This window comes from Arthrobacter arabinosi (assembly GCF_054511115.1).
In genome coordinates this window covers 659,664-683,104 of sequence record NZ_JBTNDF010000002.1, presented here as the reverse complement: position 1 = coordinate 683,104, position 23,441 = coordinate 659,664, and the positions used below count along the sequence as shown (strand labels likewise).

20 protein-coding genes and 1 pseudogene are annotated in these 23,441 nt (G+C 70.3%); 9 read left to right on the top strand and 12 right to left on the bottom strand.

Going from position 1 to position 23,441, the window contains the following annotated elements; translation table 11 throughout:
- Positions 1-15: 15 nt before the first annotated feature.
- The 4 genes and pseudogenes from ACX80P_RS07310 to eat all read right to left on the bottom strand — a co-directional run bounded on the left by ACX80P_RS07310 (position 16) and on the right by eat (position 5,025).
- Positions 16-1,395: an aldehyde dehydrogenase family protein gene (locus tag ACX80P_RS07310; protein WP_459277397.1), complete on the bottom strand. Its 1,380-nt coding sequence runs from the start codon at positions 1,393-1,395 to the stop codon at positions 16-18.
- Positions 1,392-2,159: a gamma-glutamyl-gamma-aminobutyrate hydrolase family protein gene (locus ACX80P_RS07305; RefSeq protein WP_459277396.1), complete on the bottom strand. Its 768-nt coding sequence runs from the start codon at positions 2,157-2,159 to the stop codon at positions 1,392-1,394. The genes ACX80P_RS07310 and ACX80P_RS07305 overlap by 4 nt, the downstream gene beginning before the upstream one ends.
- Positions 2,160-2,243: 84 nt before the next feature.
- Positions 2,244-3,116 (bottom strand): annotated as a pseudogene (locus ACX80P_RS07300) (glutamine synthetase family protein); the annotation flags it as partial.
- Positions 3,117-3,591: 475 nt separating this feature from the next.
- Positions 3,592-5,025 (bottom strand): ethanolamine permease, encoded by a 1,434-nt coding sequence (gene eat / locus ACX80P_RS07295; protein WP_459277395.1) that lies wholly within the window; start codon positions 5,023-5,025, stop codon positions 3,592-3,594.
- A 186-nt stretch (positions 5,026-5,211) separates the two neighbouring features.
- Here eat and ACX80P_RS07290 point away from each other — a divergent pair, with 186 nt between their 5' ends.
- The 3 genes from ACX80P_RS07290 (at position 5,212) to ACX80P_RS07280 (ending at position 7,612) form a co-directional block, all read left to right on the top strand.
- Positions 5,212-6,066 carry a FadR/GntR family transcriptional regulator gene (locus ACX80P_RS07290; protein WP_459277394.1) on the top strand — a complete coding sequence of 285 codons (855 nt, stop codon included), beginning with the start codon at positions 5,212-5,214 and terminating at the stop codon, positions 6,064-6,066.
- A 143-nt stretch (positions 6,067-6,209) separates the two neighbouring features.
- Complete coding sequence (locus ACX80P_RS07285) at positions 6,210-7,205, top strand: LLM class flavin-dependent oxidoreductase (protein WP_459277393.1); 996 nt, start codon at positions 6,210-6,212, stop codon at positions 7,203-7,205.
- A 203-nt stretch (positions 7,206-7,408) separates the two neighbouring features.
- Complete coding sequence (locus ACX80P_RS07280) at positions 7,409-7,612, top strand: cold-shock protein (RefSeq protein WP_026533290.1); 204 nt, start codon at positions 7,409-7,411, stop codon at positions 7,610-7,612.
- A gap of 155 nt (positions 7,613-7,767) precedes the next feature.
- On the opposite strand, the gene ACX80P_RS07275 is transcribed toward ACX80P_RS07280, so the two are convergent.
- A complete protein-coding gene (locus tag ACX80P_RS07275; RefSeq protein WP_459277392.1) occupies positions 7,768-11,370 on the bottom strand; it encodes a TM0106 family RecB-like putative nuclease in 3,603 nt (1,200 codons plus the stop codon).
- Positions 11,371-11,692: 322 nt separating this feature from the next.
- Between ACX80P_RS07275 and ACX80P_RS07270 the strand changes: the two genes are divergently transcribed.
- The 3 genes from ACX80P_RS07270 to ACX80P_RS07260 are packed head-to-tail and all read left to right on the top strand — an operon-like array spanning position 11,693 to position 12,828.
- Positions 11,693-12,151 carry a DUF3817 domain-containing protein gene (locus tag ACX80P_RS07270; protein ID WP_459277391.1) on the top strand — a complete coding sequence of 153 codons (459 nt, stop codon included), beginning with the start codon at positions 11,693-11,695 and terminating at the stop codon, positions 12,149-12,151.
- Positions 12,152-12,158: 7 nt separating this feature from the next.
- Positions 12,159-12,527: a 2-polyprenylphenol hydroxylase gene (locus tag ACX80P_RS07265; protein ID WP_459277390.1), complete on the top strand. Its 369-nt coding sequence runs from the start codon at positions 12,159-12,161 to the stop codon at positions 12,525-12,527.
- A complete protein-coding gene (locus tag ACX80P_RS07260; protein ID WP_459277389.1) occupies positions 12,520-12,828 on the top strand; it encodes a DUF3253 domain-containing protein in 309 nt (102 codons plus the stop codon). The genes ACX80P_RS07265 and ACX80P_RS07260 overlap by 8 nt, the downstream gene beginning before the upstream one ends.
- A gap of 27 nt (positions 12,829-12,855) precedes the next feature.
- On the opposite strand, the gene ACX80P_RS07255 is transcribed toward ACX80P_RS07260, so the two are convergent.
- The 4 genes from ACX80P_RS07255 to ACX80P_RS07240 are packed head-to-tail and all read right to left on the bottom strand — an operon-like array spanning position 12,856 to position 17,028.
- The gene (locus ACX80P_RS07255; protein WP_459277388.1) at positions 12,856-13,854 is read right to left on the bottom strand and encodes a glycoside hydrolase family 43 protein; all 999 of its coding nucleotides are present in this window, start codon (positions 13,852-13,854) and stop codon (positions 12,856-12,858) included.
- A complete protein-coding gene (locus ACX80P_RS07250) occupies positions 13,851-14,741 on the bottom strand; it encodes a carbohydrate ABC transporter permease (protein WP_459277387.1) in 891 nt (296 codons plus the stop codon). The genes ACX80P_RS07255 and ACX80P_RS07250 overlap by 4 nt, the downstream gene beginning before the upstream one ends.
- On the bottom strand, positions 14,738-15,709 hold the full coding sequence (locus tag ACX80P_RS07245) for a carbohydrate ABC transporter permease (RefSeq protein WP_459277386.1): 972 nt from the start codon (positions 15,707-15,709) through the stop codon (positions 14,738-14,740). Before ACX80P_RS07245 ends, ACX80P_RS07250 begins: the two co-directional genes overlap by 4 nt.
- A 5-nt stretch (positions 15,710-15,714) precedes the next feature.
- Positions 15,715-17,028 (bottom strand): ABC transporter substrate-binding protein, encoded by a 1,314-nt coding sequence (locus ACX80P_RS07240; RefSeq protein WP_459277385.1) that lies wholly within the window; start codon positions 17,026-17,028, stop codon positions 15,715-15,717.
- A gap of 169 nt (positions 17,029-17,197) precedes the next feature.
- Between ACX80P_RS07240 and ACX80P_RS07235 the strand changes: the two genes are divergently transcribed.
- Complete coding sequence (locus ACX80P_RS07235) at positions 17,198-18,226, top strand: LacI family DNA-binding transcriptional regulator (protein WP_459277384.1); 1,029 nt, start codon at positions 17,198-17,200, stop codon at positions 18,224-18,226.
- Positions 18,227-18,268: 42 nt separating this feature from the next.
- On the top strand, positions 18,269-20,107 hold the full coding sequence (locus ACX80P_RS07230) for a glycoside hydrolase family 2 protein (protein WP_459277383.1): 1,839 nt from the start codon (positions 18,269-18,271) through the stop codon (positions 20,105-20,107).
- Between the two features lie 106 nt (positions 20,108-20,213).
- Here ACX80P_RS07230 and ACX80P_RS07225 read toward each other — a convergent pair whose 3' ends face one another.
- From ACX80P_RS07225 to ACX80P_RS07215, 3 genes are all read right to left on the bottom strand, one after another.
- Entirely contained in the window at positions 20,214-21,242 is a 1,029-nt protein-coding gene (locus ACX80P_RS07225) for an isopenicillin N synthase family dioxygenase (protein WP_459277382.1), read from the bottom strand.
- A 44-nt stretch (positions 21,243-21,286) separates the two neighbouring features.
- Complete coding sequence (locus ACX80P_RS07220; RefSeq protein WP_459277381.1) at positions 21,287-21,784, bottom strand: YkvA family protein; 498 nt, start codon at positions 21,782-21,784, stop codon at positions 21,287-21,289.
- A gap of 71 nt (positions 21,785-21,855) precedes the next feature.
- On the bottom strand, positions 21,856-22,497 hold the full coding sequence (locus ACX80P_RS07215; protein ID WP_459277380.1) for a TetR/AcrR family transcriptional regulator: 642 nt from the start codon (positions 22,495-22,497) through the stop codon (positions 21,856-21,858).
- Positions 22,498-22,561: 64 nt separating this feature from the next.
- Here ACX80P_RS07215 and ACX80P_RS07210 point away from each other — a divergent pair, with 64 nt between their 5' ends.
- Positions 22,562-23,437 (top strand): ATP-binding cassette domain-containing protein, encoded by an 876-nt coding sequence (locus tag ACX80P_RS07210; protein WP_459277379.1) that lies wholly within the window; start codon positions 22,562-22,564, stop codon positions 23,435-23,437.
- Positions 23,438-23,441: the final 4 nt, after the last annotated feature.

Sequence of the window (23,441 nt, the reverse complement as noted above, 5' to 3'; positions counted from 1 at the left end):
GTCGGGGGACGCGGTTCAGGCGTCGGTGGCGAGGAAGACGTTCTTGGTCTCGCTGAACGCGTCGAGGGCCTGGGGCCCCAGTTCCCGGCCGAGGCCGGACTGCTTGAAACCGCCGAACGGGGTGGAATACCGGACGGAGGAGTGCGAGTTGACGGAGAGATTCCCGGCGTCGATGGCCCGTGAGACGCGGAGCGCACGGCCGACGTCCCGGGTCCAGATGGACCCGGACAGGCCGTAGGCCGAGTCGTTGGCGATCCGCACGGCATCCGCCTCGTCCTCGAACGGGACGACGCAGACCACCGGGCCGAAGATCTCGTCGGTGAAGGCGGCGGACCGCGGATCCGACGGCGTGATGACGGTGGGCGGGAACCAGAAGCCGGGCCCGTCCGGGGCGGCACCCTGGAAGGCGATGTCCGCGGTCTTCCCGTCCCCGTCGTAGACGAACCGCGCCACGGAGTCGCGCTGGGCGGCCGAGATCAGCGGACCCATGCGCGTCTCCTCGAGCCGGGGGTCGCCCACCCGCACGGATTCCACCGCCGCTCCGAGCATGCCGAGGACGTCGTCGTAGACGGACCGCTCGACCAGCACCCGCGACCGCGCGCAGCAGTCCTGCCCCGCGTTGTCGAACGCCCCGTCCGGTACGGCTGCCGCGGCCTTCTCGAGGTCGGCGTCGGCGAAGATGACGTTGGCGCTCTTCCCCCCGAGTTCGAGGGTCACGCGCTTGACCTGCTGTGCGCAGCCCGCCATGATCTGCTTGCCCACGCCGGTGGAGCCCGTGAACACGACCTTCCGGACCGCCGGATGGGTGACGAACCGCGCGCCGACGACGCCACCCTTGCCCGGCAGGACTGTGAAGACCCCCTCGGGGATCCCGGCCTGCAGGGCGAGCTCGCCCAGCCGCATCGCCGTCAGGGGGGTGAGTTCGGCCGGTTTCAGGACCACGGTGTTGCCGGCGGCGAGCGCCGGGGCGAAACCCCAGGCGGCGATCGGCATCGGGAAGTTCCACGGGACGATGATGCCGACGACGCCGAGCGGCTCGTGGAAGGTCACGTTCACTCCGCCCGCGACCGGGATCTGCTGCCCCAGGTGGCGTTCCGGGGCTGCCGAGTAGTACGTCAGGACGTCGCGCACATTGCCGGCCTCCCAGCGCGCGTTCCCGATCGTGTGGCCGGCGTTGGCGACCTCGAGTGCGGCGAGTGCCTCGATCTCGGCATCGACGGCTGATGCGAAGCGCCGAAGCAGCAGGGCGCGGTCCGCCGGAGCCACCTGCCGCCACGCGGGAAAGGCGGCGGCTGCACGCAGGATCGCGGCGTCGGTCTCCTCGAGCCCCGCCATGGCGACCGTGCCGATGGCCTCCTCGGTCGCGGGGTCGAGGATCTGGTGGGTGGAGCTCATGACGCGGTCCTTTCCGAGGCGCGATGGATGGCGAAGGCGCGGGCGGCGTCGACGAAGCCCCCGAACAGGCGCCTGTCCTGCCCGTTCTCCTCCGGGTGGAACTGGACGCCGAGGATCCACCCTGCGGGCCCTCCGGCGGCCGCTTCGACCACCTCCACCGTCCCGTCCGCGGCCAGCGCCGTCACGCACAGTCCCTCGGCGACCCGGTCCAGGCCCTGATGGTGGTAGCACGGGCTCGACGCCCGCTTCCCCAGCAGCTGCCGGGCGATGGATCCCGGTTCGGTGGTGAAGTCGACGCTGCCGAAGACGCCCGGGGCGGGCTGGTACTGCGCCGCATCCCGCCGCACCTCGGGCAGGTGCTGGTGCAGCGTCCCGCCGAGGGCGACGTTGAGGATCTGCGCGCCCCGGCAGATGGCGAACAGCGGTATGCCGGCGTCCAGCGCCGCGCGCGCCAACGCGAGGTCGTGGTCGTCGCGTTCGGGCTGGGCCACCGTGGTCGGGTGCGGTGCGGCGCCGTAGTGGGCAGGATCGACGTCGGTTCCGCCGATGACGATCAGGCCGTCGAGCAGGCCGAGGACGGACGGATCGGTTCCGACGGGAGGCAGCAGCACGGGGGTTCCGCCGGCCTCCACGACGGCCTGCACGTAGGTGCCCGGCACGATGGCCGCGGTGCCGTCCCAGACACCCCAGGAAGCGGACTGCCAGTAGGTGGTGAGGCCGACCCTGGGCCGGTAGGTCTCGTGTGCCGGCCCGTTCGTCAGCACGGCGTCCTAGTGTCGTTCAAACCCGCGCCGCACTTCCCAGTCCGTCACCGCGGCGTTGAACTGCGCGAGCTCGACGTCGGCGTAGTGGGTGTAGTGCTCCACCACCTCGTCCCCGAAGACCTCGTGCGCGATCGCGGAACCGGCGAAGAGGTCGCGGGCCTCCTTCATCGTGGCGGGGACGTGTTCGGCGTCCGAGTGGTAGGCGTTGCCGTCCATCCGGGGCGGCAGTTCCAGTTCGTTCTCGACGCCGTACAGTCCGCCGGCGAGCATGGCGGCCAGCGCGAGGTAGGGGTTCGCATCCGCGCCCGGCAGCCTGTTCTCGAGGCGGGCGGAGGACCCATGGCCCACGAGGCGGACCGAGCAGGTCCGGTTGTCCAGGCCCCACGCCACGGCCGTCGGCGCGAAGGAGCCCTCGGCGAAGCGCTTGTAGGAGTTGATGTTGGGTGCGTAGAAGAGCGTGAACTCGCGCATGGTGGCGAGCACCCCCGCGATGAAGTGGTCGTAGAGCGGCGTTCGCTGGTTCCCCGCCTCGTCCCAGAACACGAGTCCGCCGTCGTCGCTGCGCAGGGACATGTGGATGTGGCAGGAGGAGCCCTCCCGCTGGTTCGGTTTGGCCATGAAGGTCACCGACTGCCCCCGCTGCGACGCCATCTCCTTCGCCGAGAGCTTGTAGACACTGTGGTTGTCGGCCGTCACGACGACGTCGTCGTACTTGAACGCGATCTCGTGCTGGCCGAAGTTGCACTCGCCCTTGGCCGACTCGACGATCATGCCCGCCTCGTACATGGCGTTGCGGATGTCCCGCAGGAGTGGCTCGACGCGCAGGGACCCCAGGATCGAGTAGTCCACGTTGTACTGGTTGGCCGGCACGAGGTCGCGGTAGTTCTTCAGCCCGGCATCCTCGAACGAGTCGTTGTAGACGATGAACTCCAGCTCCGTCCCGGAGAACGCCCGCATGCCCCGGGCGGCCGCCCTCGCCGCCTGCGCCTTGAGGATGCTGCGCGGAGCGACCTGGACGGAGCCGCCGGTGGTGTAGGACAGGTCCGACTGGATCATGACCGTGCCCTCCCGGTAGGGCAGGCGCCGGATGGTGTCGAGGTCGAGGTCGAACACCATGTCCCCGTACCCGGTCTCCCAGCTCGACATCGCATAGCCGTCCACCGTGTTCATGTCGGTATCGACCGCCAGCAGGTAGTTGCACCCTTCCGTGCCGTGGCCGAGGACGGTGTCGAGGAAGAACCGGCCATGGATCACCTTGCCCTGCAGCCTGCCCTGCATGTCGGTGAACGCCAGGACGACGGAGTCGATCTCATCCGCCTGGATCGCGGAGGTGAGCTGGTCGACGGTGAGCATTCTCTCGCTGCGGGGATGCGGATCCATGAGCTTCCTTCTGTCGTACGGTGTGGCGCCGTCGCCACGGGGCGGTCAGCGGTCAGGCCAGGTCGGATTCCTCCTTCTCCAGCAGGGCGAATTCCTCCTCGGGAGCGCTCGCCACCAGGTGATGGCGGCTGTAGAACCAGAAGTAGGCGAGCGCGGCGAGGAAGATGGCCGCGGTGATGGAGGCCGCGAGGATGTCGACGAAGAAGGTGGCCACGAGGGCGATGACGGCGAGCACGAGGGCGATGCCCGTGGTCACCACGCCACCCGGCGTCCGGTAGCCCCGCTCCAGTCCGGGTTCGCGCACCCTCAGGAAGATGTGCGAGAGATTGAGCAGGACGTAGGACACCGTCGCACCGAACACGGCGATGTTGATGAGGAGCCCGCCGTTGCCGGTCAGGGCCGCGAGCAGGAAGCCGATGGTCCCCGGAACCAGGAGCGCCACCCACGGTGTGTGGCGCTTCGACGTGAGGGACAGGACGCGGGGGAGGTAGCCGGCCCTCGAGAGGGCGAACAGCTGCCGTGAATAGGCGTAGACGATCGAGAAGAAGCTCGCGACGAGGCCGGCCAGTCCTGCGTAGTTGACGAAGTCGGCGAGGACGGAGTCCCCGCCCGCTGCCGCCCGCAACGCTTCGGGGAGCGGGGAGTCCGATTGACCCATCGCCTCGGCGCCTGCCGCCCCCGGCACCAGGAAGAGCATGAGCGCGCCGAAGACCAGGAGCAGCAGCATGGCGACGATGATGCCCCGGGGCATGTCCCGTGTCGGGTCGTTGGATTCCTCGGCGGCGAGGGGGACGCCCTCGATGGCCAGGAAGAACCAGATCCCGAACACCAGCGCGGCGAGGACTCCGGAGAACCCGTAGGGCAGGAAGGCCGACGATCCGACCGACCCGTCGGGGACGATGTCGAAGAGATTGGCGGTGTCGAAATGGGGCAGGAGCCCGACGGCGGTCACCACCAGGGCGATGACGGCGACCACGGTGATGCCGAAGATCAGCTTCAGCGCCTCGCCGACGCCCCAGAGGTGGATCCCGATGAAGATGATGTAGGTCACCAGGTAGACCGGCCACGAGTTGGTGATGCCGAAGAGCCCGAGCGCCTCGATGTAGCCGCCGATGAACGTGGCGATCGCGGCGGGCGCGACCGCGTACTCGATGAGCACCGCCATGCCCGTGGCGAAGCCTCCGAGCGGGCCGAGGGCGCGGCGGGCGAACCCGTAGCCGGCGCCGGCCGTCGGCAGCGCCGACGACATCTCGGCCAGGCCGAAGACCATGCAGGTGTACATGATGCCCATCAGGATGAAGGCGATGAGCAGGCCGCCCCAGCCACCTTCGGCGAGCCCCAGGTTCCAGCCCGAGAAGTCCCCCGAGATGACGTAGGCGACGCCGAGCCCCGCCAGCAGGACCCAGCCCGCGGCCCCGCTCTTGAGTTTCCGGTGCTTGTGGTACTGGTCGTCGACGGCTGTGTAGTCGATATTCCTGTGTGCCACGAGAACCCCTTGGTTGGACGGCCGGATGGGAGTACGGGTTGGGCAGGCCTTTCTGGGCGGAGCATGTTCACGCCAGCGACATTGGACTGAAATCAGTCCAATGAGTGCCCCAATCGTCGTCGCCGCGATCCGGTTCGTCAAGAGGTGCGAGGAGGGCGGCATGTGGTCGATGCGTAAGCTGTGAGCATGGACGACCCCGCGGACCCGGCCTTCCGGCTCATCCAGCCGGCACGCAGGGGGAACGCGTTCGAGGAGACGGTCGAACGTCTCCTGCACGCCATCAAGCTGGGGGTGTTCCCCGCCGGGTCGCGGCTTCCGCCCGAACGGTACCTCGCCGAGCATCTGGGTGTCTCCCGTTCCACCCTGCGGGACGGCTTGGCGGACCTGCAGACCGCCGGTTATCTCACCGTCCAGCGCGGCCGGTACGGCGGCGCCACCGTGAGTGCGGCTCTGCCCAGCAGCAGCGGGGGTCCTGCCTCCCTGCGACGATCCGAGGTGGAGGACGTGCTCGCCTTCCGTGCTGTCGTGGAGCCCGGCGCGGCCCGCCTCGCCGCCCGGACGGTGCGCACGGATGTGGTGCGCCGCAGCCTCCTCGGAGCCCTGCAGGCGGTGGCCGAGGCGGACGCCGCCCAGTACCGTCCCCTGGATGCGCGGCTGCATCTGGCCATCGCCGAGGCGGCGGGGTCGCCGTCGTTGGCGCTCGCGGTGGCCCAGGCGCGGTCCCGCACCAATGACATGCTCGACCGCATCCCCTTCCTGGCCGTCAACCTCAACCATTCCAACCGTCAGCACGCAGCGATCGTGAAGGCGGTGCTGAGCGGTAGCCCGGAGCGCGCGCAGGCGGAGATGACAGCCCACCTCGAGGGCACCGCCGCCCTCCTGCGGGGATTCCTCCTCGACGACGCCGAACCCGACGACGCCGAACCCGACGACACCGGACCCGACGACACCGGACCCGACGACACCGGACCCGACGACACCGGACCCGACGACGCGGAGGACCGGGTGGCGGGCGGGGCGGACGCGCAGGAAGGACCGTAGCGCCGTCCGGGCCTCGTCGGGGCGCCGTGGCTTCCTCCGCGGACCTCTCCCGGCCGCCCGGGAAATAGATGTGCGCAGGCAACTGTTCCGTCAGGAGGTCCGCGGCACACCCCGCCGTGGTTCCCGAATCGGAAGGTGCACCCATGACTGTCCCGCTGTCCATCCTGGATCTGGCCCAGGTCGCCGAAGGCTCCACGCCGGCGGAGACCTTCGCGTCGAGCGTCGCGCTCGCCCAGCATGCCGAGCGGTGGGGGTACCGCCGTATCTGGTACGCGGAGCACCACAACATGGGCAGCATCGCGTCCTCGGCCACGAGCGTGCTCATCGCCCACGTCGCCGCGCACACGTCGGCCATCCGCCTCGGCTCAGGGGGCGTCATGCTGCCCAACCACTCGCCGCTCACGATCGCCGAGCAGTTCGGCACCCTGGAGAGCCTGCACCCGGGCCGGATCGACCTCGGCCTGGGCCGTGCGCCCGGCAGCGACCAGGTCACCGCCCGGGCCCTGCGCCGCGACCCCGCGGCGGCCGACAGCTTCCCCCAGGACGTCCTCGAGCTGCAGGGCTACCTGACCGGTGAGACCCGCGTGCCCGGCGTCCAGGCGACCCCGGGCAGGGGCGCGAACGTCCCGCTGTACATCCTCGGGTCCTCGCTGTTCGGTGCACGGCTCGCCGCCGCCCTCGGCCTGCCCTTCGCCTTCGCGTCGCACTTCGCACCGCAGGCGCTGCAGGATGCCGCGTCCCTCTACCGCCGGGAGTTCACACCGTCGGCACAGTCCGCGGAGCCGCACTTCATCGCCGGTGTGAATGTCATCGCCGCAGACAGCGCGAACGACGCCCACCACGAGTTCCACGAGGCGATGCTGCGCCGCGTGAGCCTGCTCCTGGGGCGCGGACAGACCTTCACGCGGGAGGAGGCCGAGGCCATCCTCGCCTCACCGGGCGGCCAGCAGATGGCAGGGATGGCGCGCTACAGCGCCGTCGGGACGCCCGACGTCGTCCGCGACTACCTGCAGCAGTTCGCGGAACGGTTCGGGGCCGACGAGCTCATCGTCGCGACCCAGGCCGGGAGCACCGGCGCCTGGCTCCGATCCTTCGAGCTGCTGGCCGATGCGATGCTCCCGATCGCCGCCCAAGGATAGCCGATCAAAGAAGTTTGGGTTCCTGCTTGCCATTACCCTCCAAGGTTTGGTTAAGTGGGTCTCGGTTGTAGTGTTGCGCATTTGTATTTCACGCGGTGTAGCCCTCAGGGCTGGACCGTGTCTCTGAAAAAGCGGACAAGCACGCCGCGACTGGGGCGCTCCGAAAGTCGGAGTGCGTCTGAATTTCAGAAGGATAAACAAAAATGGCAACAGGTACCGTGAAGTGGTTCAACGCTGAAAAGGGCTTTGGATTCATTGCTCCCGACGACGGAAGCGCAGACGTGTTCGCACACTTCTCCGCCATCAACGCGAGCGGCTACCGCTCGCTTGACGAGAACCAGAAGGTCAGCTTCGACACCGAGCAGGGCCCCAAGGGTCCTCAGGCGTCGAACATCCAGCCCCTCTAAGGCTCGGATCTTCCACTAGATCTTTCGCGTAAGAAGCAGGTCGGACCCCGGTCCGGCCTGCTTCTTCGTTTGACCTGTCAGTGTCAGCGCGGCGGGGCGGCCGCGTCGCCCGCTCCGGACGGCCCGCCGCGTGCGGACGCGACGCACGAACTGCCTCACGCCTCCTCGGCACAGAGACCGATGAACGCGCCCAGCTCCTCCAGCGCCGCCGGTGTCGAGGGCATGTGCTCGGTCAGCCGCGGTGATCTGACGACGACGGCACGCCACTGCCCCCGTGAGACGGCGACGTTCACCCGGTTGCGGTTGAGCAGGAACCCGATGCCGCGGGGGGCTTCGGCCGCGGAGGACGCCGTCATGGTGACGATCACGACGGCCGCCTGCTGGCCCTGGAACCGGTCCACCGTGCCCACCCGGACGTCGTCCAGACCGGCTGTGCGCAGCGCCTGCCGCGTGAGCTGCACCTGGGCGTTGTACGGGGCGACCACCAGGAGGTCCTCCTGCGCGAGCGGACGCGGCCCGGCCCCCTGCTCCGGCGTCCATGCCAGGCCGAGGTGGCGCCGGACCTGCGCGACGACCTCCGCGGCCTCCTCCGCGGACGCCGTCGCGTTGCCCTCGTGCGCGACGACGACGCACTCGATGCCGGGGCCCACGCCGTCGAGGTGCCGCCCGCGTGCCGCCGTGGCCGTGGTCAGCCGGCCGTCGTAGGCGAAGACGGACACGGCGCGGCACAGGTCCGGGTGCATGCGCCAGGTGTCCGCGAGGAAGTAGCCGAACCGTGCGGGCAGCGTCGCGTGCCCCGCGGACAGCCAGCCCAGCGCGGATTCGTCCACCGGCTCCGGGTGGGTGCCCTGCGTGACCTGGGGGAGCTGCTGCGGGTCGCCGAGGAGGAGGAGCCGACGCGCGGCACGTGCCACGGCCATGGTGTTCGCGAGCGAGAACTGTCCCGCCTCGTCGATGACGAGCAGGTCGAGGGAGCCCGCCGGCACCCTGCTCCCGGTCATCGTCCAGGCCGTCCCTCCCACCAGGCAGCCGCCCGCACCGCCGACCAGGCGCTCGACGTCGTCGTCGGACCGTTGCGTCCAGGGTGTGTCCGGTGCCTCCGTACGCTTGGCCACCTGGTCGGTGGGGACACCGGCCTCGACCGCCCGCCGCAGCAGGTTCTCGACGACGGCGTGCGACTGCGCGACGACGCCGACCTTCCACCCGAGGCGGACCAGCCGCGCGACGACGTCCGCACCGACGTGGGTCTTGCCGGTGCCGGGTGGGCCCTGCACCGCGAGGTAGGAGTCCTCGAGGAGCTGCAGGGCGGCGGTGATGGCCTCGGCGTACCCGTCGGGATGCGGCGGTGCCGGCGGCAGGTCGGCGCCGCCCGCGAGGCGCGGAGGGAGGCGCCGGAGGAGATCGAGCGCGGGACCCGCGGGCACGACCGGAAGTGCCCGGCCCACCCGGTCCGCGAGGGCGGCCAGCGCGTCCTGCAGGGATCTCGTCATGAGCGGCTGGTCGGGGGCCAGGGCCAGGGGCAGCTCGGGGCGTTCGGGGGCCCCGCGCCGCAGCTTCTCCCTGACCACCACGGTGGCGACGCCGTCGGCGTCCTCGGACAGCTCCGTCACCTCGACCCCGAACCAGCCGCCGCGTCCCGAGCCGCTGTCGATGCTGTCCGCCTCGGAAGGGACGGGGGCGTCGTAGACCGCGAAGCAGGTCGAGCCCTTCCGGAGGTCCGCGCCGGCCGACAGCGTGCCCGTGGCCTTCAGCAGCCGCACGGGGTTCGCGCGGGGCGTGGGCTTCGCCCAGTCCTGCACCACCTCGAGCGAGCGGAACACCAGCACGTCGCGGGCCCCGTCCCACTCCTCGGCCGGCGCCGCGAGCCTGTCGAAGTGGGACCACCAGAACTGCTTCCGTTCCCGGCGGTGGTACCCGACGGCGGCGGCGACGAGCGCGACGGCCTGCTGGTCCGGGTCCTTCGCCGTCCCAGCCGGCAGCCCGGCCAGATATTCCAGCAGCCGGGCCTCCTCGGGGGCGGGGCCGGGGACGGCGGGGTCCTCGGCCGGCGGAGCGGGACGGCCCCGGGTCGGCGGAGCGGGGGCACGGTGCCCGGCCGTCGCGGCCCTGCCGGCCGCACGATCGCGTGCGTGCGGTCCGGGACCGTGCAGCGGCGCGAGCGTGAGCAGCCAGTCGCGGAGCCCGAGCGTCGAGAGGCAGTCGTAGCGGTTGTACTCGGTGATGCCGGCGAGGATCTCCGCCGCGACGGTGTGCTCCCCGGCGTCGCGCGCTGCGCAGTAGGCCGCGTACGCGACGACCGACGCCCCGGCGTCCTTCACGTCCCCGCTGCGGAGGGCACCGCCCATGTACAGCGGCTCGAGTTTCTTGAGGCTGTAGGACCGCTCGGAGATGCGGAGGCTGTGGCGCACGGTGTCGTAGAGGTCCACGAGCACGCCCTCGCGGAGCAGGGTGTCCACGGCGTCCTCGCCGATCACGTGGACGAGGGACAGCCGCCGCAGTGCACTCTTCTCGTAGGCCGCGTAGTGGTAGACGTGCAGGTCGGGGTACTGCCGTCGCCGGTGCTGGACGTAGTCGAGGAACCCGACGAACGCCGCGCGCTCCTCCGCGCGGCTGTGGGCCCAGAAGGGGCGGAAGGGCGGCTCGCCGCCGTCGTCCGCCGGCTGCTCGACGACGCCGAACAGGTATTCGATGCCCCAGCTGCCGTCGTCGGGATCCTGCCAGAGCGGATCGCCCTCGAAGTCGAAGAAGATGTCCCCTCGGCTCCGCGCGGGCAGGGACCCCAGCGTGTGGCCGGGGAGGACGCGGTAGGACAGCGTGTGCTCCTGGCCCCCGGCGTCGTGCCAGGCGACGCCGCCGTCCACCGCGATCGTGCCCACCTGCAGACGCGCCTGTTCCTGCAGCCGCGCCAGGGCGGCGTCCTCCGGCCGGTCGGGCAGCGCGGCCAGCCCGTCGATCGTGGCGATGCCCGACTCGCGGAGGCGCGCCCTGCGGTCGGTGGTCATCCCGGCGACCAGCAGGAGGTCCCGTGAGGCCAGCACCTGCTCGGCGCAGTAGTCGCACCGCCCGCACGCCGTCACTCCGGGCGCACCCCAGGCCACCGGGTCCGGGCGGCTGCGGTGCCCGTGCACGAGCTCGAGGAAACGGGCGCGGCGCTCGCGGACCACGGGGAGGAGGTCGGGCAGCCGGTGGACGCTGCGGCTGCGGTCGCCGAGAACGAGCGTCACGTCGTCCGCCGTGGGGATGAACGCCTGCTGCAGCTGGTCGCCGTAGGCCGCGAGCTGCAGCAGGGCGCCGACCTTCGCATGGCGGGCGAGCTTCGTGTCCCACACGGCGTAGGCACCGTCGTCCTGCCGCACGAGGAAGTCCGAGCGGCCATGGAACACGCCGTCGAAGAACGCCGCCTGGAACACGACGGACGCACCGGAGCGCAGCGCCCGGAGGGACTCCTCGTGCTTGGCCACCAGGGTGGCGCGGTCCATGGACGCCGCGGGTTCGACCTCGTACACGCCCGTCGGGTTCCCCGGGGACCAGGGCCCGTGCTCGGCGGTCAGCTCGTCGAGGACCCGGTGCTCGTGCACATCGCCGAGGACGGCGGCGCGCTGCAGCATCTCGTCCACGGGGAACTCCGCCCGCGGAGCCCGCCCGAGCTTCTCGTCGAGGATCCGCAGGAGCCGGTACGGGCACTCCGACGCCGTGACGAGGTCCGTCGCGGAGAACACGAGGTCGGGGGAGGCGGCGTCGGCGGCGAGCAGGAACATGGGCCGCTGATCCTTTCGTCGTTCCGGCGGGGGACAGCAGTCCATCACGGGCTGCCGACAGTCCTGTGGCGGACGTCACCGGGAGACGCGTGTTGCCTCCGGAACGGCCGACCTCTGCACGGCGCACTGCACGGCGCACTGCACGGCGCAGGAACCACCGGCACCACAGGATACCCGGCACGGCCGGGACCGCCCCCCCGGAGGACCCGCGTCGAGCACCGACACCGGTGCGCGGGTCCCGCTGCGGACCAGGGGGGACCGCGGTGCACGCCGGGGGTCTGGGAGAATTGGGTGCACCGACCACCGACCGACCAGGAGCCCCATGAACCCCCGCACGCTTTTCCGCACCGTCGCCGCAGCGGAGGCGGTGACCTGGGCCTTCCTGCTGCTGGGCATGTTCCTGAAGTACGTCACGCGGACCACCGAGGCCGTCGTCCCGCCCGCGGGGGCCGTGCACGGTTTCGTGTTCCTCTGCTTCGTGGCCACCGTCGTCTTCGTCTGGGTCAACCAGCGCTGGTCGGTGCTGACGGGCCTGCTGGGCCTCGCCTCGGCGGTCGTCCCCTTCGCCACCGTCCCCTACGAGCGGTGGATCGAGCACCGCGGACAGCTCGCCCGGTCCTGGCGCCTGGCCCCTGGGGCCGAAGCGCCGCGCACCCGCGCGGAGCAGGTCCAGGCGTGGGTGCTGCGCAGCCCGCTCGTCGCGCTGCTGGTCGCCGTCACCGGGATCTCCGTGGTCTTCAGCGTCCTGCTGCTCGTCGGCCCTCCCGGATCCTCGAGCTGAGGTACGCATGAGCGACCTGCGGAACACCACCGACGACGAGCGCTTCTTCCTCCACAGCGGCCGCCGCTGGCGCAAGACCGACCCCTCGCTGCCCGAGGACGTGAAGGCCCGCCTGATGTCCCACCTCGGGCGCGGACGCTCGGGAGTACGCAACAGTGCCAAGGGCGACGACGGCGCCGCCCTGCCCCGCGCCCGGCGCACCGTCCAGCTCGCCAAGGAGGGCCTCGGCGAGCGGGGGACCCCCTGGTGGGAGCAGTCCGCGGCGGAACGCACCGCACGGTGGACCGCCGCACTGCAGGAGCTCGACCGCCTGCAGCCGAAGAGACCCGGCCGCGCTGCCGACCGCGGGCCGGGGGGAACGGCCGGCGATGACTGACGGCGTCACCGGACCCGCAGTGCGTGCCGAGATCCTGCGGATCGCCGAGCAGCGGGGGAGCGAGAAGACCCTGTGCCCGTCCGACGCCGCCCGCAGTATCGGCGGGGACGCCTGGCGGGACCTCATGCCGGCGGCGCGGCGCATCGCCTTCGACCTTGCGGGGGAGGGCCTGGTCCACGTCACCCAGCACGGCGAACCGGTGGCGCCCGACGCCCGCGGCCCGATCCGCATCCGCTGGATCGACGGCCGCGCCGCGACGACGGACGACGGCCCCTCGGGGGAAGCGCCGTCGTCCGGGTGATGCCGGGCCCCGGGGGGCCCGGCCTGTTCAGTCGTTCGTCAGGGACAGTTCCGTACCCTTCCACTCCACGGGTTCCGCATGCAGCGACCGGTAGGTCACCGCGGAGTCCCAGCTGTGGAACAGCAGGTAGAGCCCGCCCTCGGGAGCGGTGACCAGATCCTGTCCGCCCGGCCCGATGTAGCGGTCGCCGCCGAAGGAATCCGAGGTGAGGAAGGGTTCCGGTGCCTTGTCCCAGGGTCCCTCGAGCGCCGGGGCCGAGGCCTGGCCCACGTTGTAGGACCGCCCGCCGTAGTCGTTGCTGGAGTAGAGCAGCACGTACCCGCCGTCACGCGGCACGACGGTCGGGGCCTCGACGAGGTCGCCCTCCCACGGGAGGTCCTGCTTGATGAGCTTCTGCGGCGGTCCGGTGAGTGACAGGCCGTCCGCCGAGAGCGGCGCCGTCTGGATCCAGGTGTCCTTGTCGCAGCAGTTGCCGTCGTTCTTCCAGACCAGGTGCAGGCCCTCGTCCGTCACGAAGGTGCTGGCGTCGATGGCCCCGCCCTCGTCCTCGGGACAGACGATCATGGAGTCCCCGACGACCGTGAAGGGTCCCGCAGGATCGGTGGCCGTGGCGACACCGATGCACTGCAGCGTCGGATCGAAGTTGGTGCTGGTGAAGTAGAGGACGAACCGGCCGTCCGCGACCTCGGTCACCTCGGGCGCCCACGTCTTGCCGGGGATGATCCAGGACGGGAGCTCCGGCAGCGCGTCGTCGTCGAGCTGCTCCCACTCGACGAGGTCCGTGGACGTCGCCACCTGCACGTTCCTGCGGTTTCCCATGGTCGCGTAGGCGTAGTAGGTGTCGTCCACCTTGAGGATGTCGGGATCGGCGAACTCCGCGTCCAGGACCCGGGTGGGGTTCTGCTCCTCGGCCGTGGCTGCGGGTGCGGGTCCCGAGGTTCCCGACGGGGCGCACCCGGCGGTCGCCGCGGCAAGCGCGGCGACCGCCAGAAGGCCGAGCAGGCGGGCCGGGAGCGTTCGGCTCAACCCTTCACCCCGGACCGGGACACGCCTTCGATGATGAAGCGCTGGAGGAAGACGAACAGCGCCAGTACCGGGACGCTGGCCACCACGGCACCCGCCATCAGCAGGTCGTAGCGGACCGCATTGGCCGACTGCAGTGTGCCGAGGCCCGGCGGCAGCGTCTGCACCTCGGGGGTGAACAGCACGTAGACCGGCCACAGGAAGTCGTTCCAGTTGCCGAGGAACGCCAGCAGTGCGAGCGTCGCCATGGCCGGTTTCGCGAGCGGCAGGATGATGCGGGTGAACATCTGGAAGCGGTTCGCGCCGTCGATCCGCGCGGCCTCCTCGAGATCGTCCGGCAGGGAGATGAAGAACTGCCGCATGAAGAACACGCCGAACGCGGAAGCCGCCGTCGGCACGATGATCGCGACGAGCGAGTTCAGCCAGCCGAGGTCGCTGACGAGCAGGTAGTTCGGGATCACGAGGATGACCGGGGGTACCAGCAGCGTCGCGACGATGATCGCGAACACGATCTTCTTGCCGCGGAAGTTCATCCGCGCCAGGGGGTACGCGGCCAGGGAGGCGGTCACGACGACGAGCGCCGAGTGGAGGATCGCCGCCACCATGCTGTTGAAGAACCACCGCAGCACCGGGGTGTTGGTCCCCGGTGCCAGGAGCGTCTGGTACGCCTCCAGGGAGAAGGGATCGGGGATCCACGACGGCGGGATGGACGTCGCCTCGGCGCGCGTCTTGAACGAGGTGACGATCATGAAGATCACCGGGCTGATGAAGATCAGCGCCACCACCGCGAGGAGGACGATCTTGGCGAGGGTGCCGGGCTGGAGCTTCCGCGCCGGCTTCCCCGAGGGGTCGCCCGTCCTGGCGGTACGGGTTTCGACGGTCGAACTCATCGGGCATCCTTCCGTTCGCGGAACAGCCAGAAGACCACGAGGCTCAGGGCTATGAGGAAGAGGGTCAGCACGTAGCTCATGGCGGCTGCGCTGCCCATCTGGAAGTTGCGGAGGCCCGTGTCCGCGATCTGGTAGATCGCGGTGCGGGTCTCCCTGCCCGGTCCGCCCTGTGTCATGAGGTAGGACTGGCCGAACATGTTCACGGACGCGATGAGCGTCGTGAGGGCCACGAAGGACAGCACGGGCCGGAGTCCGGGGATGGTGACGTTGACGAACTGCTGCCAGGCGCCGGCGCCGTCCATCCGGGCCGCCTCATAGAGTTCCGCGGGGATGTCCTGCAGGCCGGCGAGGTAGATGACGGCGTTGAAACCGAGGGTCCACCACACGGTCACGCCGACGAGGGCCACCCATGCGGCCGGGGTCGACGTGGTCCAGGCGATGTCGCTCGGCAGGCCGACCAGTCCGAGGTAGTAGTTGACCAGGCCGATGTTGTTGTCCAGCAGGTAGCGCCACATCACGCCGATGACCGCGACGCCCAGGACGTAGGGCGCGAAGTAGACGGCCCGGAAGAAGTTCCGGCCCGGGAACTTCTGGGACATGAGCAGTGCCACGGCGAGCGGGATGACGAGCAGGAGGGGCACGCTGAACAGGGTGAAGATGCCCGTGGCGCGCATCGATCCCCAGAAGTTGGTGAAAGGCCCGGTGCCGGGCTTGAACAGCTCGGCGTAGTTCTCGAGTCCCACGAACGGCTTGAGCGGCCTCGTGTAGTCCCAGGTGTGGAGGCTGATCCAGGCGCCGAAGATGATGGGCACCAGGACGAAGGCGATGAACAGGACGAGATACGGGGCCAGGAACAGCCACGGCGTGGCTGCGGCCTGCTTCCGGATCCCACGGGACGATGACGTCCCCGACGGGCGGGGTGCCCCCCTCCGCGAGGAGGCACCCCTTCTTTCGTTCAGCGTGGTCATGGTACTTACTCCCCGAACGACGCTTTGTTCTCTTCCATGAGCTTCGACGCGTTGTCCGCGGCCTCGGTCATGGCGTCCTCGGGGGACTCTTCGCCGAGGACGGCCTTGTTGACGCCGACCTCGAGGGTCTCCGTCTGGACCTGACCGATACCGGGGACCGGGGGGAGGAACCGCATCGCGTCGATGTCCTCGGCGATGGCCTCCTGCGGCTTGCCGTCGAGGGCGCCCGCAGCACGGACCGATTCACGGGCGGGGATCATGCCGGAACCGGCCCACTCGGCGGAGTTCTCGCTCATCCAGGCGACGAACACCTTGGCGGCGTCGGCCTTGTCGGGATCGGGCTGCGCCTGGCGGGGCAGGAAGAAGTTGTGCGAGCTGGCCCACACGGCCTTCTCGTCACCGATCGTCGGGATGGGAGCCGCGGCGTACGGCAGGCCCGCGGCCTCGAGGTCGTTGAACTGCCAGATGCCGTCCCAGGTGATCGAGTTCTCGCCGTTCTTGAACGCGACGTACTGCGAGTCGATCGCGACGTTCGAGGGGCTGTAGCCGTCCTCGACGATGCCGCGCTGCCACTCGATGGCCTTGAGGCCCTCGTCCGACGCGAAATTGGCCTTGGAGGCCTCGCCGTCGTAGGGCTCGTTGCCGTACTGCCACTGGAGGGAGAGGTTCATGAGGTGGCTGGGCCACAGCGTCGGCATCCAGAACGGGGTCTTGTAACCGGCCGCCTGGAGCTTCTTCAGTGCGTCCTCGAAGGACGCGGCATCGGTGGGGGCCTCGGTGATGCCGGCCTTCTCGAAGTGCTCGGTGTTGTAGTACATGGCGAGGGAGTGGACATCCAGGGGGATGCCGAACCGCTCGTCCTGGTAGACGCCGGCATCCCAGACTTCCTGTGTGAAGTCGTCGCCGGTCAGTTCCAGTGCGTCCGTGAGGTCGTCGACCGGCACGATGACGTTGCGTGCCGCCATCGTGGACAGCTGGTCCAGGTGCATGACGCCGACGTCGGGTCCCTCACCGGCGGTGACGGCCGCTGGGAGGCGCTGGTAGAAGTCGGCCCACTGCATGGTGTTGGAGGTGACCTTGATGTTCTCGTGCTCGGCGTTGAAGTCCTCGATCATCTTCTCCATGAACGGGCCGTCGCCGCCGGTGAAGCCGTTCCAGAAGGAGAGCTCGACGGCGGGGCCGTCGTACTCGCCGGTGAATTCGCTGGCGGCCTGCTCGCTGCCGGAGCTGCCGCACGCGGTCAGGCCCAGCAGTGCGACGGCCCCGACGGCTGTCGCAGTCGTCAGGCGCCCGCGCAGGGATCGCTTGGGATGAGTCATGGTGTCCTCCTCGTTGAAAACGTTGCGCACTTCCAGGTGAGTGGCTCGGCGTGTGACCGAGCTTACAGCGCTGTAAAAATGGTGTCCAGCAATTCCCGCGGGAAATACCGGGCACCGGTGGCGTCGCGGGGATGCCGTTTTACACTGGGATCGACCTGAGGAGAAGCAGATGAAGAAAGTCCGGCTCGCCGATGTGGCGGAGGTGGCGGGCGTGTCGATGAAGACGGTGTCCAACGTCGTCCACGACTACCCGCACGTCGCCCCGGAAATGCGCCGGAAGGTCCAGCAGGCGATCGACGAGCTGGGGTACAAGCCCAACCTGACGGCCCGTCGCCTGGCGACGGGCAAGACCGGCATGATCGCCCTCGCGATTCCCGAGATCGACCACCCGTACTTCTCCGAACTGTCGCGGTACATCGCCGAGGAGGCGAGCCGCCGGGGCTACCGGGTCATCGTGGAGCAGACCCTGAGCAATCCCCTCACGGAGAGGAAGGTGCTGAACGACCGGGAGGCCGGACTCGTGGACGGCATCATCTTCCATCCCGTACGGATGCAGTCCGAGGAGGTCGCCCGGTTGCAGCGCGATGTCCCCGTGGTGCTCCTCGGGGAATCGACCATGCCCGTCACCGCCGACCACGTGATGATCGACAACGTGGCGGCGGCGCAGGAGGGCGTGCAGCACCTGCTGGGCGAGGGGCGGCGCCGCATCGCGTTCCTCGGCGTGGTCTCCGGGGATACGACGGGATCCACGGACCAGCGGCTGCTCGGCTACCAGCAGGCCCTCGTCGGGGCGAACCTGCCCCTGGATCCGGGCCTGGTGCTGTCGGTGGCCGACTTCACGCCCGAGGAGAGCGCGAGGGCGGTCGGTGCCGCCGTCGCGTCAGGCCTCGCGTTCGACGGCCTCGTCTGCCGCGACGACAGGTTCGCCACGGGAGCCCTGTCCGCCCTGCGGCAGGCCGGGGTGCAGGTGCCCCGCGATGTCGCCGTCGTCGGATGGGACGACACCGAGCTCAGCCGCTGGGCGAGCCCGCCGCTGACCTCGGTCGCTCCCGACAAGCGCGAGCTGGCTGCTACGGCCCTCGAACTCCTCCGGCAACGGATCGACGGCTTCCAGGGGATCGGCCGGCACCGGATCGTCCCCCACTCCTTGATCGTCCGCGACAGCGCCCCGGTGTCCCGTCCGGTTCTGATGCCCTGACCCGTGCTTTACAGCGCTGCAAATGTGCGGCAGGATATCCGCATGCGCACTCCAGATGAAGTCACAGCCAGCGCCCAGGACGGAACCTACCCGAGGCCCCAGATCGTCCGGGAGCAGTGGGCGGACCTCTGCGGCGAGTGGGACTTCAGCTACGACGACGACGACGCCGGCGTGGCGGATCACTGGTTCTCGGCGGCCCGTCCGTTCCCCCTGACCATCACCGTCCCGTTCCCGCCGGAATCGGTGCGCTCGGGTGTGAACGACACCGGGTTCCACCCCGTCGTCTGGTACCGGCGGACCATCACACGCTCGGACATCGCCGACAGCGGCAGGTCGGGCGAGGACGATCGCCTGCTGCTGCACTTCGGCGCCGTCGACTACCGGGCCACCGTATGGATCAACGGGCAGCTCGTCGGATCGCATGAAGGCGGCCAGAGCCCCTTCACCTTCGACATCACCGGTCATGCGGCGGGTGCGTCGGAGCTCTCGCTCGTCGTCCGGGCCGAGGACGACCCCCACGACGTCGCCCAGCCCCGCGGGAAGCAGGACTGGCTCGAGGACCCGCATGTTATCTGGTACCACCGCACCACGGGCATCTGGCAGCCCGTCTGGCTCGAGTCCGTTCCGTCCGCCTTCATCGAGGGCGTCGTCTGGGAACCCGACGTGCCGAAGGGCCTGGTCCGGCTCGAACTCGAGCTCTCGCCGCAGCGGCACACCGCCCGCACCGTACGGGTGGACCTGGGTTTCGCGGGGCACCCGCTCGGCACGTACACGACGTCGGCGGTGCAGCCCCGCGTCGTCCTCGACTGCGTGATACCGCACCAGGCCAACGGCCAGGCCTACGAGTCGCTGCTCTGGTCACCGGAGTACCCCCGCCTCATCGACGCTACCGTCACCCTCCTCGGTGGCGACGGATCCGTCGTCGACGAGGTGCGCTCCTACTTCGGGCTCCGCAGTGTCGGCACCGCGGGCAAGCACTTCCTCCTGAACGACCGCCCGTACTACGTGCGTTCGGTCCTGGAGCAGGGTTACTGGCCCGATTCGCTCCTCGCCGCCCCCGATGCCGGCGCCCTCCGCGAGGAGGTCCAGCTCATCAAGGACCTCGGCTTCAACGCCGCGCGCCTGCACGAGAAGGTGGAGGACCCCCGCTTCCTGTACTGGGCGGACCGCCTCGGCCTGCTCGTGTGGGGGGAGATGGGCAGCACCTTCGAGTTCTCGCCGATCGCGATGGAGCGGGTCGCCCGTGAATGGGTGAGCGTCGTCCAGCGCGACCGGTCCCACCCGTGCATCGTGACCTGGGTGCCTCTGAACGAGAGCTGGGGGGTGCAGCAGATCGCCCACAGCCCGGAGCAGCGCCACTTCGCGCAGGCCATGTACCACCTGACGAAGGCGCTCGACGGCTCCCGGCCGGTCATCTCGAACGACGGGTGGGAGCATGTGGAGTCGGATCTCTTCACCGTCCACGACTACGCGACCAACTACGCAGACCTGCACGCGCACTACCGGGACGCGGAGGCCTTCGGTGTCCTCGCTGCGGGGGTCGGCCCGGCCGGGCGTCGCCTCAGCGTGCTGCCGGACCTGCCCCGGACCGAGCCCGTCATGGTGTCCGAGTTCGGCGGGATCCTGTATGCGCCGAACAGCCCGATCGACACGTGGGGCTACTCGGTCGCCGTCTCCGGCGAGGACTTCGCCGACCGGCTGCAGGCGCTGTTCTCGGCGCTGTACGAGAGCCCTGTCCTCTCGGGGTTCTGCTACACGCAGCTGACCGACACCCTCCAGGAGGCGAACGGCCTGACGGACGAGAACCGGAAGCCGAAACTCCCGGTGGCGGAGATCCGGAAGATCGTCATGGGGAGCTCCTGGCGGGAGACGGACGCGTGACCTCCCGGGGCTGAGCGGGTCGACGCCCACACCCCGCCAACGAACGACGGCGGCACCCGGGTGGGTGCCGCCGTCGTCGTCCGTGCGGTGCGGGGTCCGTGAGGAGCTACTTCCGCGCGAGCTCGGGGTGGTGGAGTTCGGTGACGTCGGGGTGCGCGCGTGCCCGGCCCTTCAGCATGTTGGAGCCGTAGGAGGACAGCATGGGGTTCTCGGGGTCGTCCGAGATGCCGCGCGTGGCAGCCCGCAGGTCCTCGGTCAGGGGGACCGGCTCGATCACGGCGTCGAGGCGGGGGGACCAGAAGAACGGGACGGCGTAGCGGTCCACGCCGGGCGGTGGAGCGGTGACGCGGTGGATGGTCGCCGCAAGGTAGCCCTCCGTGGCGACCTGGAGCATCTCGCCGAGGTTGACCACGAGCGCACCCGGGATCGGGGTGACCGGGACCCAGGTGTCGGCGCCGTGGGGGAGGACCTCGAGGCCGCCCACCTGGTCCTGCAGGAGCAGCGTCACGAACCCGTAGTCGGCGTGGGCTCCCACGCCCTGCGAGCCGGCTCCCTCGACGACACCGCCCACGTAGTGCACGAGCTTGGCCATCCAGGCCGGGGTGCGCTCGAAGGGCTCGGCGAAGTAGTCCTCCGGGAGGTGCAGGGCGACGGCGATCGCCGAGAGGAGCTCGGCGCCGACGCGCGACATCAGGGCCGCCCACGCCATGGCCTTCTCCTCGAGTTCGGGGAGCGCGGTGCGGGGCCAGAGGTTGGGACCCTGCAGGAGCCAGAACGGCTCGTCGGCGGGATAGTCGGCCACCGGCTCCCGCTCGGGGGAGAAGTCGATCTGCTCGCGGGCATCGGGTCGGCCGCGCGTGATCTCGGTGCCGAGGCCGGCGTACCCGCGGAAGTGCGGAGACGACCGGTTGTGGATCCTGAGGCGTTCCTCCAGGGGGAGGTCGAAGAAGCGGCGGGTCACGTCGAAGAGGTCGTCCACCTGCGTGGGGGTGGCGCCGTAGTTGATGATGTGGAAGAAGCCGACGGTGTGGGCGGCGTCGCGCAGTTCCTCGATGAACCCCGGGGTGAAGGATCCATCGGCGGAACGGGCGGTGCTGAGGTCAAGGGTGGGGATCGATCCCGTGGACTGCTGCATGCGCAGGAGATTACGCCCGACGACGAACCGGCCCTTCCTTTGCGTTACGCCGTATTGCGGCTGCCCCCGTGGGCACCGTCATCACCGTCGGCGTCCCCGGCTCCCACGCCGCCGTCGGAACCGTCCGCACGCTGTCCTCCGACACCTGCCAGCGCGCGGACGGCACGCAGGCCGGCGTCGGATCCCCTCCAGTGGCGGACGAGCGCATCCGGACCGGCGGCCCGCACCACCGCCCGCAGGACGACGGCGATCACGACGACGTCGTCCGCGTAGCCGATCACGGGCAGGAAGTCCGGCACGAGGTCGATCGGCATCACGAGGTACGCCACGAGGAGGCCGAGCATCACGCGTGCACGCACCGGGACGGAACGATCCGCGGTGAGACGTCGGACGAGTCCGAGGAGGTCCGGGCCGAGGCGCAGCGCGTCCCGCAGCGGGATCACGTCGGGGTGCCGCCGCGCGTAGACGGCGAGGCACGCGAGGAGGAACGCGTAGGCGGCCAGGAGTGCGATGGCCCCGTGCAGCACCGTCTCCCAGTTCATGCGCCTCCCCGCGATCGTCGTGCCCGGACGGGCAGGCTTCGACTGTAGCCCGGCAGGGGCCCGCCGGGCCGTCAGGCGGCGAGGGCCGCCTGCAGTACCGCCGCGATGCTCTCGGTGACCTGCTCCTCCGTGATGGCCTCGGGATCGGCCGCGCACTCGACGGCCATCCCGTTCACCGTGGCCAGCAGGATGGTCGCGAACACCAGGTAGTGCGCGGGGTCCGACGGCCCGCCGAACGCGGCGGCCCGCTCGGCCAGGGTGGTGGCGAGGATAGTGCGCCGGGTGCGGCGGTGCTCCCGGAAGACGGCGCCGACGTCGGGATCACGGCCGGCCTGCAGGGCGAACTCGACGACGAGAGCGTGCCAGCGCTGCTCGCGCACCACCCCGCGGGCGAGGTGGCGGGCGGCATGCTGCACCGTCTCGTCCAGCGAGGTCAGGTGGTCCACCTTGCTCAGGACGTCGGCCGCAGTGTCGGCGAGCCGTTCGCCCAGGAGCGTGGCGAAGAGTTCCTGTTTCGAGCCGAAGTTGGAGTAGACGGCGCCCTTCGTGTAACCCGCGCGCTGGGCGATCGTGTCGAGGCGGGCCGCAACGTAGCCGATCTCCTCGAAGACCTCGAGGGCTGCCGCGAGCAGTCCCGCGCGGACGTCCTCCCGCCGCGGGCGGCGTCGGGGGCTGCCGCTCGTCGCCCCGCCGTCGGTGTGCATGGTCGTCATTCGTCCTCCTGCGATTACGATACCATTGGTATTGAATACTTCAGGTATTGAAATCGAAGGACACATGGCCATCTCCCCGCGCACCCCGCATCGCCCCCCGGCGGACGTTCACACCGCGATCCCCGCCCTCACCGTCGAGGGCCTCACCCTGCGCGTCGGGCAGCGGACGATCTTCGACGGCGTCACCCTCGAGGTCCCCACCGGATCGCTGGCCGTCCTCGCCGGACGCTCGGGGACGGGCAGGACCGCCCTCGCCCTGGCGCTCGCCGGGCGGCTCGTGCCGACCTCCGGGCGAGCCGTCGTCCTCGGCCACGCGCTGCCACGGCATGCCGGCGAGGTGCGCCGCCGGGTCGGCTTCACCGGGAACGGGACCGTGGTGCCGCTCGACGGCACGCTGACCGTCCGGCACCACGTGGCCGACGCCCTGAAGCTGGCCGCCCCGTGGTGGAGGCCCGGGGCGTCCCGGAACCAGGTGGACCGTGTCATCACCACCGCCAACAGCCTGCTCGGAGCTCTCGAGGAGGCCTTCGGCGACGATCCCGCTGCCGCAGCACTCGCGCAGGCCCGGCTCCACGGCAGTGAGCTCGTCCGTGACGCCTCGCCCGTGGCACGCTTCACGCTCGGCGTCGCCCTCGCCCTCATCCCGGGCCCGGATGTCCTCGTGGTCGACGACGTCGACCAGCTCCGCACGGCCGACGAGCGCCGCGCCGCCTGGGCCGCGCTCCTCACCGTCGAGCGGACGCACCGCGACGACGCCGCACCGCTGACCGTCGTCGCCACCTGCCAGGACGTCCGGGAGCTCGACGCCGTGGGTGGCGCCGGACACCGGATCAGCGCCCTGCCGCTGCGGCCCGTCGTCGTGCACGTACTCGGCGCCGACCCGGCACCCGCGGCCTCCACCGAACCGTCCGCACCGACCTCAGCCTCCGAAATCAGGTGACACC

Coding starts and splice junctions, on each gene's coding strand:
- ACX80P_RS07290 (WP_459277394.1), top strand. CDS start 5,212: ATGGACGACCCCGCGGACCCGGCCTTCCGGCTCATCCAGCCGGCACGC.
- ACX80P_RS07215 (WP_459277380.1), bottom strand. CDS start 22,497: ATGACGACCATGCACACCGACGGCGGGGCGACGAGCGGCAGCCCCCGA.
- ACX80P_RS07285 (WP_459277393.1), top strand. CDS start 6,210: ATGACTGTCCCGCTGTCCATCCTGGATCTGGCCCAGGTCGCCGAAGGC.
- ACX80P_RS07310 (WP_459277397.1), bottom strand. CDS start 1,395: ATGAGCTCCACCCACCAGATCCTCGACCCCGCGACCGAGGAGGCCATC.
- ACX80P_RS07260 (WP_459277389.1), top strand. CDS start 12,520: ATGACTGACGGCGTCACCGGACCCGCAGTGCGTGCCGAGATCCTGCGG.
- ACX80P_RS07280 (WP_026533290.1), top strand. CDS start 7,409: ATGGCAACAGGTACCGTGAAGTGGTTCAACGCTGAAAAGGGCTTTGGA.
- ACX80P_RS07235 (WP_459277384.1), top strand. CDS start 17,198: ATGAAGAAAGTCCGGCTCGCCGATGTGGCGGAGGTGGCGGGCGTGTCG.
- ACX80P_RS07265 (WP_459277390.1), top strand. CDS start 12,159: ATGAGCGACCTGCGGAACACCACCGACGACGAGCGCTTCTTCCTCCAC.
- ACX80P_RS07270 (WP_459277391.1), top strand. CDS start 11,693: ATGAACCCCCGCACGCTTTTCCGCACCGTCGCCGCAGCGGAGGCGGTG.
- ACX80P_RS07230 (WP_459277383.1), top strand. CDS start 18,269: ATGCGCACTCCAGATGAAGTCACAGCCAGCGCCCAGGACGGAACCTAC.
- ACX80P_RS07225 (WP_459277382.1), bottom strand. CDS start 21,242: ATGCAGCAGTCCACGGGATCGATCCCCACCCTTGACCTCAGCACCGCC.
- ACX80P_RS07275 (WP_459277392.1), bottom strand. CDS start 11,370: ATGTTCCTGCTCGCCGCCGACGCCGCCTCCCCCGACCTCGTGTTCTCC.
- ACX80P_RS07220 (WP_459277381.1), bottom strand. CDS start 21,784: ATGAACTGGGAGACGGTGCTGCACGGGGCCATCGCACTCCTGGCCGCC.
- ACX80P_RS07240 (WP_459277385.1), bottom strand. CDS start 17,028: ATGACTCATCCCAAGCGATCCCTGCGCGGGCGCCTGACGACTGCGACA.
- ACX80P_RS07250 (WP_459277387.1), bottom strand. CDS start 14,741: ATGAGTTCGACCGTCGAAACCCGTACCGCCAGGACGGGCGACCCCTCG.
- ACX80P_RS07245 (WP_459277386.1), bottom strand. CDS start 15,709: ATGACCACGCTGAACGAAAGAAGGGGTGCCTCCTCGCGGAGGGGGGCA.
- ACX80P_RS07210 (WP_459277379.1), top strand. CDS start 22,562: ATGGCCATCTCCCCGCGCACCCCGCATCGCCCCCCGGCGGACGTTCAC.